This is a genomic window from Streptomyces sp. NPDC031670, assembly GCF_055580545.1.
The window spans coordinates 70,409-83,314 of sequence record NZ_JBVILC010000011.1 but is presented as its reverse complement, the minus strand read 5'-3'; the positions used below and the strand labels follow the sequence as shown (position 1 = coordinate 83,314).

Annotated in this window: 10 protein-coding genes and 1 tRNA gene; 5 read left to right on the top strand and 6 right to left on the bottom strand. The window is 71.1% G+C overall.

Going from position 1 to position 12,906, the window contains the following annotated elements:
• Positions 1-52 precede the first annotated feature (52 nt).
• Positions 53-1,321, top strand: a complete 1,269-nt coding sequence (locus ACZ5ID_RS21440; protein WP_468900194.1) for a phospholipase D-like domain-containing protein — start codon at positions 53-55, stop codon at positions 1,319-1,321.
• A gap of 66 nt (positions 1,322-1,387) precedes the next feature.
• Here the strand turns inward: ACZ5ID_RS21440 and ACZ5ID_RS21435 are convergent, their stop codons facing one another.
• Complete coding sequence (locus ACZ5ID_RS21435) at positions 1,388-3,916, bottom strand: ABC transporter permease (RefSeq protein ID WP_468900191.1); 2,529 nt, start codon at positions 3,914-3,916, stop codon at positions 1,388-1,390.
• A gap of 69 nt (positions 3,917-3,985) precedes the next feature.
• On the bottom strand, positions 3,986-4,756 hold the full coding sequence (locus ACZ5ID_RS21430; protein WP_468900188.1) for an ABC transporter ATP-binding protein: 771 nt from the start codon (positions 4,754-4,756) through the stop codon (positions 3,986-3,988).
• A 398-nt stretch (positions 4,757-5,154) separates the two neighbouring features.
• On the opposite strand from ACZ5ID_RS21430, the gene ACZ5ID_RS21425 reads away from it, so the two are divergent.
• Together ACZ5ID_RS21425 and ACZ5ID_RS21420 are read left to right on the top strand one after the other, a co-directional pair.
• Positions 5,155-5,236, top strand: a tRNA-Leu gene (locus tag ACZ5ID_RS21425).
• A gap of 422 nt (positions 5,237-5,658) precedes the next feature.
• Positions 5,659-6,531, top strand: a complete 873-nt coding sequence (locus tag ACZ5ID_RS21420; RefSeq protein WP_468900185.1) for a Bax inhibitor-1/YccA family protein — start codon at positions 5,659-5,661, stop codon at positions 6,529-6,531.
• Positions 6,532-6,663: 132 nt separating this feature from the next.
• Here the strand turns inward: ACZ5ID_RS21420 and ACZ5ID_RS21415 are convergent, their stop codons facing one another.
• Entirely contained in the window at positions 6,664-6,894 is a 231-nt protein-coding gene (locus tag ACZ5ID_RS21415) for a DUF4287 domain-containing protein (RefSeq protein ID WP_406555765.1), read from the bottom strand.
• A 134-nt stretch (positions 6,895-7,028) separates the two neighbouring features.
• Between ACZ5ID_RS21415 and ACZ5ID_RS21410 the strand changes: the two genes are divergently transcribed.
• Positions 7,029-7,352: a hypothetical protein gene (locus tag ACZ5ID_RS21410; RefSeq protein WP_468900181.1), complete on the top strand. Its 324-nt coding sequence runs from the start codon at positions 7,029-7,031 to the stop codon at positions 7,350-7,352.
• Positions 7,353-7,607: 255 nt separating this feature from the next.
• On the opposite strand, the gene ACZ5ID_RS21405 is transcribed toward ACZ5ID_RS21410, so the two are convergent.
• From ACZ5ID_RS21405 to ACZ5ID_RS21395, 3 genes are all read right to left on the bottom strand, one after another.
• Positions 7,608-8,399, bottom strand: a complete 792-nt coding sequence (locus ACZ5ID_RS21405; RefSeq protein WP_468900178.1) for a hypothetical protein — start codon at positions 8,397-8,399, stop codon at positions 7,608-7,610.
• A gap of 367 nt (positions 8,400-8,766) precedes the next feature.
• On the bottom strand, positions 8,767-9,987 hold the full coding sequence (locus ACZ5ID_RS21400) for an acetyl-CoA C-acetyltransferase (RefSeq protein WP_468900175.1): 1,221 nt from the start codon (positions 9,985-9,987) through the stop codon (positions 8,767-8,769).
• Between the two features lie 359 nt (positions 9,988-10,346).
• Positions 10,347-11,723 (bottom strand): cystathionine beta-synthase, encoded by a 1,377-nt coding sequence (locus ACZ5ID_RS21395; protein WP_365105764.1) that lies wholly within the window; start codon positions 11,721-11,723, stop codon positions 10,347-10,349.
• 188 nt (positions 11,724-11,911) lie between these two features.
• Between ACZ5ID_RS21395 and ACZ5ID_RS21390 the strand changes: the two genes are divergently transcribed.
• On the top strand, positions 11,912-12,904 hold the full coding sequence (locus tag ACZ5ID_RS21390) for an SGNH/GDSL hydrolase family protein (RefSeq protein ID WP_468900553.1): 993 nt from the start codon (positions 11,912-11,914) through the stop codon (positions 12,902-12,904).
• The last annotated feature ends 2 nt before the right edge of the window (positions 12,905-12,906 follow it).

Sequence of the window (12,906 nt, the reverse complement as noted above, 5' to 3'; positions counted from 1 at the left end):
GTCCGATTTGTCATGTACGTGCTATTCGTAGCCCAATGCACTGGAGGCCGGTGTGCACCGCCACCGCAGAACCTGGCTCCTCGGCCTGGCCGTTGCCGTGATGTCCGTCTTCGCCGGGCCGGGCGCCGCCTCGGCCGACACCGTCACGGTCACCGACGGGGCGCTCTTCAACGACCCGTCGGGCACCACCGCCGACCAGGACCGGATCCGCGACTACGTCGTCTCGCTGGTGAACGACGCCCCCGCGGGCAGCACCGTCCAGATGTCGATGTACACCTTCACCGACGACGTGCTGCGCACCGCGCTGATCGCCGCCAAGGACCGCGGCGTCGCCGTGCGGCTCGTCGTCGACTACAAGTCGCACAACTTCAAGCCCGACGGCACCGAGCTGACCAAGGGCGGCGAGTACGAGAACCTGGCCGCGGCGCTCGGCACCGACCGCACCAAGGCCTCCTGGATCCTCTCCTGCCCCCAGGGCCGCGCCTGCATCGCCAACCGCAAGCTCAACTCCGGTGACGACGGCTCGATCAACCACAACAAGTTCTTCCTCTTCTCCTACACGGGAGGCGCGGACAACGTCGTGGTGCAGACCTCGGCCAACATGTCGGGCACCCAGCGCACCGACCTCTTCAACAACGCCGTGACGCTGGTCGACGCCGGTCTCTACGCCAACTACCAGGCGTACTTCAACGACCAGGTGGCCAACGGATCGGCGGGCACGAGCGACAACGACTACTACTCCACGCCGATCAGTTCGACCAACCCGAACTACAAGACGTACTTCTTCCCCCGTAAGGAGACGTCCGGCACCACCTACTCGACGGACCCGGCCACCGACACGGTCAAGCTGATCCTCGACAAGGTCACCTGCTCCGCCACCCAGCACTCCGAGGTGCGGATGGCGGCCAACCTCTTCTACCGCGACCAGATCGCGAGCAAGCTCGCCTCGATGGTGGACGCGGGCTGCAAGGTGTACCTGGCGGCCGACGGCAACCCCAACGGCGGTGGCACGGGCGTGCCGTCCATGGGCAAGACCGTCGAGTCGATCCTCTACGGGCAGCTCACCCAGCGGGTGGAGTGCTGGGAGACCCCGCCCGCGGGCCACAGCGCCAACATCGGCATCCACTCCAAGTACCTGCTGGTGAACGGCGTGTACGAGGGCGTCGCCAACGAGAAGATCGTCTGGACCGGCAGCCACAACTACTCGTGGCAGGCGCTGCGCTCCAACGACGAGACCATCCTGAAGATCAACGACGACGCGGTCTACGACCAGTTCAAGGCCAACCACGACCGGCTGATGTCGTACTGCGCCGGCAGCTGACGGAGGCGGACAAGGCGAAGGGCCCGGGACGGCGGATGCCGTCCCGGGCCCTTCGGGTGTGTGTGCCTACTCCGTCTTGATCGCCGTCAGCATGTTCAGCCGGGCGGCGCTGCGGGCCGGCCACATCGCGGCCAGCACGCCCACCAGACCCGCGAGCGCCATGAACAGCGCGATCCGGTCCCACGGGATCACCAGCGCGTACGCCGGGATCGAGCCCTTGATGGTCTCGCCGATGGCCCAGGCCAGGAAGGTGCCGAGGCCCACACCGATCAGCGCGCCGAAGACCGCGATGACGACGGCCTCCAGACGGATCATGCGCTTGACCCGGGCGCGGTCCAGACCGATCGCCCGCAGCATCCCGATCTCCTGCTGGCGCTCGAAGACCGACATGGCCAGCGTGTTGACGACACCCAGGACCGCGATGAGCAGCGCCATCGCGAGCAGCCCGTACATGATGTTCAGCAGCGTGTTGATCATGCCGCCGAAGGTGTCGCGGATGTCCTGCTGGTCCATGAAGCTGATCGCCGGGTTGTCGCCGAGCGCGTTGACCAGCGCCTGCTCATTGGCCTTGGTGGCGCCGCCGGACATCTTCACGAAGACCGACTCGATGTGCGGCCGGGTCTCGTGCGGGTCGAGGACCGACGTCGCGGCGAGCACCGGGTCGAGGAACTCCTGCTTCTTGAAGACCGCGCCGACGGTGAGCGTCGTCTTCTTCTTGTCGTCGAACTCGACCGGCAGCCGCGTGCCCGGCTTCCAGTCCCGCTTCCGCGCGGTCTCGTCGTCCACGGCGAGCTGCCCCTGGCCGAGGGTGGCGAGCGAGCCGGAGACCGTCTCGACCTTCAGCACCTTCTCGATGTCGCCCGGGGTCACCCCGGAGACCGAGCGGAAGTCGCCGCCGACCTGGAGGTAGGAGGACTGCTTCGGGGAGGCCGCGGTGACGCCCGGGGCCTTGCGCAGCTCCGGCACGACCGACTTGTCCAGCCGGTCCCCACTGGCCATCGCGACCATGTAGTCGGCCTTGATGTTGTCCGTGGTCGTCTTGTCGATCGCCTTGCCGACCGTGATGCCGAGCACCGACAGTGCGGTGACCAGGGTGAGACCGATGGCGAGCGCGGAGGCGGTGGCGCCGGTGCGGCGCGGGTTGCGCACCGCGTTCTGGCTGGCCAGCTTGCCCGAGACGCCGAACACCCGGGCCAGCGGCGGACGTACCACGGCGATCACCGGCCGCGACAGCAGCGGGATCAGCACGATGATGCCGACCAGGGAGAGGAAGGCGCCGAGGCCGATCATGGTCTTGCCGTCCCGCCCGGCGCCCGCGCCGGCCAGGACCGCGGCGAAGCCGCCCAGGGTGATGATCGCGCCGATGGTGTTCCGCACGACCAGCGACTTGGTGGTCGCGGCGGCGTGCACGCTGTTCATCGCGGCGACCGGCGGGATCTTCGCGGCCCGCCAGGCGGGCAGCAGGGCGGCGACCAGGGTGACGATCACACCGACGGCCAGCGCGGCGATCACCGGGGTGGCGGAGACGATCAGTGACCCGGCCGGCAGCTTCACGCCGAAGGAGTCCATCGCGGAACGCAGCCCCACCGCGAGGCCGAGACCGAGCCCGAAGCCGACCGCCGAGGCGACCGTGCCGACGACCAGCGCCTCGGTGAGCACCGAGCGCCGCACCTGGGAGCGCGAGGCGCCCACCGCGCGCATCAGGGCCAGCTCCCTGGTGCGCTGGGCGACCAGCATGGTGAAGGTGTTGGAGATCAGGAAGATGCCGACGAAGAGCGCGATGGCGGCGAAGGCCAGCAGCGTCTGGCTGAGCGCGCTCAGCCCCTTCTCGATGTCGTCCGCCTCCTGCGCGGCGAGCGCCTGTCCGGTGCGGGCCGTCGCGTGCTCGGGCAGCGTCGGCAGGACCTGGTCCAGGAGCTTCTGGGCGTCGACGCCGGGCTTCGCGGAGACGTTGACCTTCTCGAAGAAGCCGGGCTTGAGGTAGAGCTGCTGCGCGACCTCGGTGTCGAACAGGACGAGGCTGCCGCCCGCGTTGACCGAGCCGTCCTCGGTGGTGAACACACCGGCGAGGGTGTACGTCTTCACCGGCCCGTTGGTGGCGACGCGGACCCGGTCCCCGACCTTGTACCCGCCCTTGTCGGCGGTGTCCTCGTCGAGCGCGATCTGCCCGTCCCGGACCGGCCCGCTGCCGGCGGTGAAGGTGTAGGCGGGGTCCTTGCCGTCGCGGCTGGGCGAGAAGTTCCCGCCCTTGTTGGCCCAGCCCTGGCCGATCAGCTTGCCCTTCTTGTCGGCCACCCCGGCGAACCCGTCCACGCGCCCGTTGACCGAGGTGACTCCGTCCAGGGCCGCGATCTTGTCCAGGGTCCGGCGTCCGACGCCCGGGTCCTGCTTGTCGTCGTCCCGGCTGCCGTACGACTCGATGGCCACGGCCACGTTGTCGTAGCTCTTGGCCGACTGGTTCTTGAAGGCACTCTTGAGGGTGTCGGTGAAGACCAGGGTGCCGGAGACGAAGGCCACGCCGAGCATCACGGCGAGCACGGTCATCAGCAGCCTGGCCTTGTGCGCGAGCACGTTGCGCAGGGCGGTTTTGAACATGGGGCTTTTCTCAGTCCTGGGGTGGGGGGCCGGGCGAAGGGACGGACGGTGCGGGGCTGTGCCCCGGGATCAGCTGGTGCGGCCCAGCGCGTCGAACTCCTTCATGCGGTCCAGCACGCCGTCGGCGCTCGGGTGCAGCATCTCGTCGACGATCCGGCCGTCGGCGAGGAAGATCACGCGGTCCGCGTAGGAGGCGGCGACCGGGTCGTGGGTGACCATGACCACGGTCTGGCCGAGCTCGCGCACCGAGTTGCGCAGGAAGCCCAGGACCTCGGCGCCCGCGCGGGAGTCCAGGTTTCCGGTCGGCTCGTCACCGAAGATGATCTCGGGCTGGGAGGCCAGGGCGCGGGCCACGGCCACGCGCTGCTGCTGGCCGCCGGAGAGCTGGGTGGGCCGGTGGGAGAGCCGCCCGGACAGGCCCACCATGTCGATGACCTTGGCCAGCCACTCCTTGTCCGGCTTGCGGCCGGCGATGTCCATCGGCAGCGTGATGTTCTCGGCCGCGGTCAGCGTCGGCAGCAGGTTGAACGCCTGGAAGATGAAGCCGATCTTGTCGCGGCGCAGCTGGGTTAGCTGCTTGTCCTTGAGGGAGCCGAGCTCGGTCTCGCCTATGCGGACCGACCCGGAGCTGAACGAGTCGAGCCCGGCCACGCAGTGCATCAGCGTGGACTTGCCGGAGCCCGAGGGGCCCATGATCGCGGTGAACTCGCCCTGGTGGAAGTCGACCGTCACCCGGTCGAGCGCGACCACCTGGGTCTCGCCCGCGCCGTAGACCTTCGACAGCTCGGTGGCGCGGGCGGCCACCGCGGTGGCGCGGTGTGCGGTGGGGATGGTGGTCAACGGAGGGCTCCTGTCGGACGTGGTGCGGGGACCCCTCCATCCTCGATGCCGCGAGGCCCCGGGATCGTCCATCCCTGTGCCCGTTCGCGGGCCGTCTTGAGTCTTACGCGGACGCCGCCCGCCTCCTCCTGCGGTATGACACCGCCCCCTAGGCACCGGTATCCGCGCCGGGCGTCCGCGGGCCGCGCGGACGGGAGTCGAATTCGCGTCATTCCGTTACGCACAGTCCGGCTGACCGGTATGCCTGCCAACCGCCTCCGGCATGTGCCGGAAGGGTTCTCAGTCGGACTGACGCCCCCTCAAGCGCCAATAAAATAAGACAACATCGGCCATCGATCCGCCGGGCGGGGGAGCCGTCCCGATAGGCTCTTCGGGGGAACGTAGGAACCGCGCGACCAGCCCGGATGGTGGAAAGCAGACACGGCGAGCTTAAACCTCGCTGGCCCTAGGGCCGTGCCGGTTCAAGTCCGGCTCCGGGCACCTCTCGCCCCCTCGGGGAAGAGCGTGAAGAACCGATAATTCGGTGGGCGGAACGACCGCGGAACGGGCCCTGCGACCGATTACCGACGAATGAGCGACGCGTGGGTGAACGGTTCCCGCCCGGCCCCGGATCCACAGTTCCGGATCCACGGCTCCACCCCGCAGGCTCCCCCGCACCGGCTCCACCCCTCGGGCCCGTCGAGCCCGCCTCCGCCGCCCCGGCTTCTGCCGCCCTGCTGCCGGGACACCCGCCGTCCGGCCGCCGCCGTCCGGGCGCCGCCCGTGGCACTCTTGTGACCGCGGACCCCCTGGTGTACGTCCCGCCTGGCGAGGAAAGATCCTCCCAGAGCACTAGGGTGATTGTTTTGCTTTCCCATTACCCTTGACAACAAGGTCGCACACGGCGGCCATGGAGGAGTGAGATGAGGAGCAGCAACCCGGTCTTCTCGCGACGGGGGTTCAGCCGCGACAACGGCTACGCCGGCTTCAACACCGCGCCGCAGGCCGGGGGCAACCCGTACGCGCAGGCACCGACGACCCCGCACGGCACCAACCCGTACGCGACGAATCCCTACGCCCAGCAGGACACGCAGTACGGCGCCCCCCAGGCCCCGGCCCGCGGCAACGTGATGACGATGGACGACGTCGTCTCGCGCACCGCGATCACGCTCGGCACCGTGGCCGTCGCCGCGGTGCTCGCCTGGACGCTGCTGCCGGTCTCGTCGACCAGCTACGGCCTGGCGTTCGGCTCGGCGCTGGTGGCGTTCGTGCTCGCCATGATCCAGTCGTTCAAGGCGAAGCCCGTCCCCGCGCTGATCATCGGTTACGCGGCGTTCGAGGGCGTCTTCCTCGGCGTGATCAGTGAGATGTACAACGAGCGCTGGTCCGGCGCGCCCTTCCAGGCGGTCCTGGGCACGCTCGCGGTGTCCGGCGCCACCCTGTTCGCGTACAAGCAGCGCTGGGTGCGCGTCACCGCGCGCTACGCGCGCATCGGTATGACCATCGCCATCGCCTTCGTCCTCGTGACGATGGTGAACCTGCTGGTGGTGGCCTTCGGCGGGGCGGACGGCGGTGGCCTGCGCAGCTTCGGCCCGCTCGGCTTCGCGGTCGGCGTGCTCGCCATCCTGATCGGCTGCTTCTTCCTGACGCTGGACTTCAAGCAGATCGAGGACGGCATCACCTACGGCGCCCCGCGCGAGGAGTCGTGGCTGGCCGCCTTCGGCCTGACCATGTCGCTCGTCTGGATCTACCTGGAGATGCTGCGTCTGGTGGCGATCCTCCAGGGCGACGACTGACGCCCGCACCGCACCGAACAGGGGCCCGTCCGGCAGCAGCCGGGCGGGCCCCCGCGCGTTCGCCCGCGGCGCCCGGACGGCACTGCGCCCCGCCGGGGGTCGCGGCGGGGCGGAGCACAAGGGGGTTCCTTCCTAGGTCAGGCGGCGCGCGGCCCGCCTCAGGTCGTACTCGTGGATGATCGCCTTGGCGTGTCCGTACGCGAGGTCGTGCTCGCTGCGGAGCCAGCTGACCTTCTCCTCGAACCTCACGAGGGAGGGGCCTTCGTCTACGGTGCGGAGCCAGTCGGAGACTTCACGACCGGTGCAGTGGGGGATGCGGGAGAGCAGGTTGCGATGGGTTTCTTCGGAGAAGAGTTGGGACATCGGCGCCTCCGGACGCATTGCCTGGGGGTCCCCTGTCCGGGCGGGGCCGGAGCGCGGGGGATGGTCCTTCCCGTCACCGTGCCTGAGCGTGGGCGTATTGGCAACAGTCCCGGGACGGCGCGTAGGGTCGCGGCGTGCTTGATGTGACCCCGCTCCTCGCCGCCGTGGACCGCTTCGCCGACCGTCTGCGCGCCGCGCCCGAGAGCCGTCTGCGCCGTGGCGCCGCGGCCGAGGGACTCGCCCTGGCCAGGGAGTTGTCGGCCCGCGCCCAGCGCGCCGAGACCCCCGGCGCCGAGCCCCGGGTGATGCCGGACGCGGGGGCGTTCACGGTCGCCGACCAGGTGTCGGTGGCGGGCCGCGACATGGCCGAGGCCCTGCGCACGGGCGCGGCCCCGGCCGAGGGGCTGGCGGAGGCGGTGGGGCTGGTGGAGGCGGCGGCGCGGAGGGCGTTCGGCTAGGGCGTGTTGCGCCTCGCACTGACATCAGCCATGGTCGTCAGCTCCGTTCCCCGACCGGCCTCTCCTGTCTCTGCGCAACCGCACGAGCACGCAGAGCGGTACCGTGGGAGGACGGTCGGAGCATGAAAGCCGACGAGCACTTCGACACGATGCGGCTGCGGCTGCGGCCGTACCGCAAGGCCCGGGCCGTGCGGCAGCTCGCGCCCCGCGTCGCCGAGGTCGCAGCGCTGAAGGGGTAGCCCGGCCGCGCCGGACCTACAGCGACGCGATGACCCGGTCCGCCAGGATGTACACGCTCTCCTCGCCGCACGAGAACGTCAGCGCGTACGCCCCCGAGATCCCCGAGCCGCCCAGCAGCACCGGGGCCTCGCCCTCGCGCAGGGCCTCGGCCAGGCGTTCGGAGGTCTCGCGGTGGCCGGGGGTCATGCACAGCGTGGTGCCGTCGGCGAAGACGTAGACGTCGAGGGTGCCCAGCGGGCCCGGGCGCACGTCCGCCAGTGCCGTGCGGGCCTCCGCCAGCTCCTCCAGGCGCGCGACCGTGGACTCGTGGTCGGCCACGACCGACGTCTGGACCGGGACGAAGTCGGGGTGCGAGGGGTGGCGGCGGCGGGCCGCGGCCAGCTCCGGGGAGTCCTCGGGGAACTCCTCGTACGGCTCCGGGGACAGCTCCACGCCCTCCAGACCGACGAAGTCGGACTGCCGGGGGAGGAACAGGGAGGCGTCCTCCCCGAGGCCCGCGAGGCCGCCCAGGAGCGACGGGGCGTCCGCCGCGTCGCGCGCCTCCTGCGCGGCCCAGAACGCCCGCGCCTCGGCGAGCTCGCGCTCACGCTCCTCGGCCAGCGCCTCGACGACGGCCGCGCGTATCTCGGCGACGGCGGTCTCGCCGCCGCGCGCCTGGTGGGGCACGGTGGCGGCCGGACCGGCGTTCGTGGCCGCGAGGTCGGCGCGCAGCGCCACGACCTGTCTGCGCAGCCCGTGGGCGGCGTGCAGGGCAGCGGCGCCCACGGCCGTGGCGGCGGCCGTGGTCAGCAGCAGGGCAAGAGACATGGCGCTCACTGACTTACTCCCGGATTCAAACGATTCCCCGACTTCCTACATCAGCTTGTCGGGTACCCGCTCCCCGTGTCAGTGCATTACGTCACGAATTGGACAGGTCTTTGTGCCTGGGGTTTACCCCCGTGACCCCGGTGACCTGCGGGAATACCTCTCCCACGGGACGTACGTCACATCCTGGGGGAGATTCGGTCACGAACCGGCCGCGGTGGCGGGCGAAACGGGTCCCGGGGCCGCAGCCGCCCGGGCATCCGTGATGCCCGGGCAGCAGCGTAGGGCTTCCGCCGCCCGGCCGCGCGCCGACTCGGTCGCGTTCCGCTCCCGCGTCGGCTTCCGCGTCCGGTTCCGCTTCGGCTTCCGGTCAGCTCAGCCGCTCGATGACCATGGCCATGCCCTGGCCGCCGCCCACGCACATCGTCTCCAGGCCGAACTGCTTGTCGTGGAACTGGAGGGAGTTGATGAGCGTGCCGGTGATACGGGCGCCGGTCATGCCGAAGGGGTGGCCGACGGCGATGGCGCCGCCGTTGACGTTCAGCTTGTCGAGCGGGATGCCCAGGTCGCGGTAGGACGGGATGACCTGGGCGGCGAAGGCCTCGTTGATCTCGAAGAGGTCGATGTCGCCGACGGTGAGGCCGGCGCGCTTGAGGGCCTGCCGGGAGGCCTCGACCGGGCCGAGGCCCATGATCTCGGGCGAGAGGCCGGTCACGCCGGTGGAGACGATCCGCGCCAGCGGGGTCAGGCCGAGCTCGCGGGCCTTGGTGTCGCTCATGATGACGAGGGCCGCGGCGCCGTCGTTGAGCGGGCAGCAGTTGCCGGCGGTGACCATGCCGTCGGGGCGGAAGACGGGCTTGAGCCCCTGGACGCCCTCCACGGTGACGCCGGCGCGCGGGCCGTCGTCCTTGCCGACCACGGTGCCGTCCGGGGTGGTGACCGGGGTGATCTCCCGCTCCCAGAAGCCGTTCTTGATGGCTTCCTCGGCGAGGTTCTGCGACCGGACGCCGAACTCGTCCATGTCCGCGCGGGTGACGCCCTTGGCGCGCGCCAGGTTCTCGGCGGTCTGGCCCATCGCGATGTACGCGTCCGGGACCAGGCCGTCCTCGCGGGGGTCGTGCCAGGAGGCGCCGGCCGACTCGGCGACGGCGGCGGTACGGGCCTCGGCCTCGGCGAAGAACGGGTTGTGGGTGTCGGGCATCCCGTCGGAGGAGCCCTTCACCGACCGCGACACCATCTCGACACCGGCCGAGATGAAGACATCGCCCTCGCCCGCCTTGATGGCGTGCAGCGCCATCCGGGAGGTCTGGAGCGAGGAGGAGCAGTAGCGGGTGATGGTGCAGCCCGGCAGGTGGTCCATGCCCATCTGCACGGCCACGATCCGGCCCAGGTTGTGGCCCTGCTCGCCGCCGGGCAGGCCGCAGCCGAGCATCAGGTCGTCGATGTCGCGCGGGTCGAGCTCGGGGATCTTGGCGAGCGCGGCCTGGATGATGGTGGCGGTGAGGTCGTCCGGCCGCAGATCCTTGAGCGAGCCCTTGAAGGCGCGGCCGATGGGGGAACGAGCGGTCGAGACGATCACGGCTTCGGGCATCACGGCTCCAGAGGCTAAGCGGGCGGGCTCCCTCGGAAGTTACCCGTACGTACGGAGTTGGTCATCGGTCGGCGCGTGTGACACGGGCCTCTTTTCTAAGCGGGCGCTCAGCGCGGGTGGGGGGTGGCGGCTGCCTTCCCGGGCTGCGCCCGGTTGCTCGCGCAGTTCCCCGCGCCCCTGGGGGGGTGTGGCTGGGCCATGTTCGCCGGGTGGGCGGGGTCCCCTCAGGGGCGCGGGGAACTGCGCGACCAGCTCCCACCGGCCCGCAGGTGAGTCGCGACCCGCTGAGGCCCGGGGCGGAGCCCGGACGTGGAAAGGGGGCGCCCCACCCCGGAAGGTGCGGCGCCCCCCGTCGCGGGCTACTTCGCCAGGAACGCCAGGAGGTCCTGGCGGCTCACCACGCCCGTGGGCTTGCCCTCGACCAGGACGATCGCCGCGTCCGCCTCGCCGAGGACAGACATCAGCTCGGCCACCGGCTCGCCCGAGCCGACCTGCGGCAGCGGCGGGCTCATGTGCTTCTCCAGCGGGTCCGAGAGCGAGGCGCGCTGCGCGAAGAGGGCCGCGAGCAGCTCCTTCTCCACCACCGAGCCGATGACCTCGGCCGCCATCACGTCCGGGTGACCCGCGCCCGGCTTCACGATCGGCATCTGCGACACGCCGTACTCGCGCAGTACCTCGATCGCCTCCCCGACCGTCTCCTCGGGGTGCATGTGGACGAGGGAGGGCATCGCGCCCTCCTTGTCGGCGAGGACGTCCCCGATACGGGCGGACGGGCCCGCCTCCTCCAGGAAGCCGTGCCCGGCCATCCACTCGTCCGAGAAGATCTTGGAGAGGTAACCGCGGCCGGAGTCGGGGAGCAGGACGACGACGACGTCGTCCGGGCCCAGGCCCTCCGCCACCCGCAGCGCCGCCACGACCGCCATGCCGCAGGAGCCGCCCACGAGCAGGCCCTCCTCCTTGGCGAGGCGGCGGGTCATCTGGAAGGAGTCCTTGTCGGAGACCGCGACGATCTCGTCCGTGACCTCACGGTCGTAGGCGGTCGGCCAGAAGTCCTCGCCCACGCCCTCGACCAGGTACGGACGGCCGGAGCCACCGCTGTAGACCGAGCCCTCGGGGTCCGCGCCGACCACCCGTACGGCCCCGCCGGAGACCTCCTTGAGGTACCTGCCGGTACCGGTGATGGTGCCGCCGGTGCCGACGCCCGCCACGAAGTGCGTGATCTTCCCGTCGGTCTGTTCCCACAGCTCCGGACCGGTGGTCTCGTAGTGCGAGCGCGGGTTGTTCGGGTTGCTGTACTGGTCCGGCTTCCAGGCGCCGGGCGTCTCGCGGACCAGGCGGTCCGAGACGTTGTAGTACGAGTCCGGGTGCTCCGGGTCGACCGCCGTCGGGCAGACGACGACCTCGGCCCCGTACGCCCGCAGGACGTTGATCTTGTCGAGCGACACCTTGTCCGGGCAGACGAAGATGCACTTGTAGCCCTTCTGCTGGGCCACGATCGCGAGACCGACACCCGTGTTGCCCGAGGTGGGCTCCACGATCGTGCCGCCCGGCTTGAGCGCGCCGCTCTGCTCGGCCGCTTCGATCATGCGCACGGCGATCCGGTCCTTGACCGAGCCGCCCGGGTTGAAGTACTCGACCTTGGCCAGGACGGTCGCCTGGATGCCCGCGGTCACACTGTTGAGCTTCACCAGCGGGGTATTGCCGACGAGGCTGATCATCGAGTCGTGGAATTGCACCGTTGTCTCCGGGGTCTCCGTGTTGGTCCCGCCAGCGTATGCGCACAGCGAGCGCCCGTTCACCTCACAGCGGGATTGAGCGACACCCGTCACCGGGCAGGTAGGTGGTGTACGGCTCCAAGGAGGTGGCGGTGGCTGGGAGTGTGTCGACCGTGTCGGCCGGGGTGTCGGCGGGGTCACGGGCGAGGGTGGCGCGCCGCATCGCGGCGGGCGCGGCGTTCGGCGGGGGCGGCATCGGACTGCTCGCCACGGCCGCCGTCGGGGTGCTGCTCGCGGAGGCGGCGCTGGCCAGGCGCTCGGTGGGCGGCGCCACCGCCCCGCACCCGCCGAGCGCCGACGGGCTGTACGGGGTGGCGTTCGCCAACGGCACGCCCCCGCTGCGGCTCGGCATGCTGGGCGACTCCACGGCCGCCGGACAGGGCGTCCGGCGGGCCGGGCAGACCCCGGGGGCGCTGCTCGCCTCGGGACTCGCGGCGGTGGCGGAACGGATGGTCACGCTCCGCAACGTGGCGCAGCCGGGCGCCCAGTCGGACGACCTGGACCGCCAGGTCTCGCTGCTGCTGGCGGACCGGGCCCGGGTCCCGGACGTCTGCGTGATCATGATCGGCGCCAACGACGTCACCCACCGGATGCCGCTGACGCTGTCGGTGCGGCATCTGGCGGGCGCGGTGCGGCGGCTGCGTACGGCGGGCGCCGAGGTGGTCGTGGGCACCTGTCCCGACCTCGGCTCGGTCGAGCCGGTCTACCAGCCGCTGCGCTTCCTGGCCCGGCGCGTCTCGCGGCAGCTGGCGGCGGCCCAGACGATCGTGGTGGTGGAGCAGGGCGGGCGGACGGTGTCGCTCGGCCATCTGCTCGGCCCCGAGTTCGAGGCGAATCCGCGCGAGCTGTTCGGCCCGGACAACTACCACCCCTCGGCCGAGGGGTACGCGACGGCCGCGATGGCCGTCCTGCCCACGCTCTGCGCCTCGCTCGGGCTGTGGCCGGACGCCGACCGGCTCGACGCGGACCGCGACGAGGACATCCTGCCGGTCGCCAAGGCGGCGGCGGAGGCGGCGGCGGAGCCCGGCACCGAGGTGAGCGGGGCCCGCGCGCCCTGGGCACTGCTCAAGCACCGGCGCCGGCGGCGGCTGACCGCGACCGAGCCGTCCACCGCGCACCCGGCGCACCCGGCCCATCCCTGAGC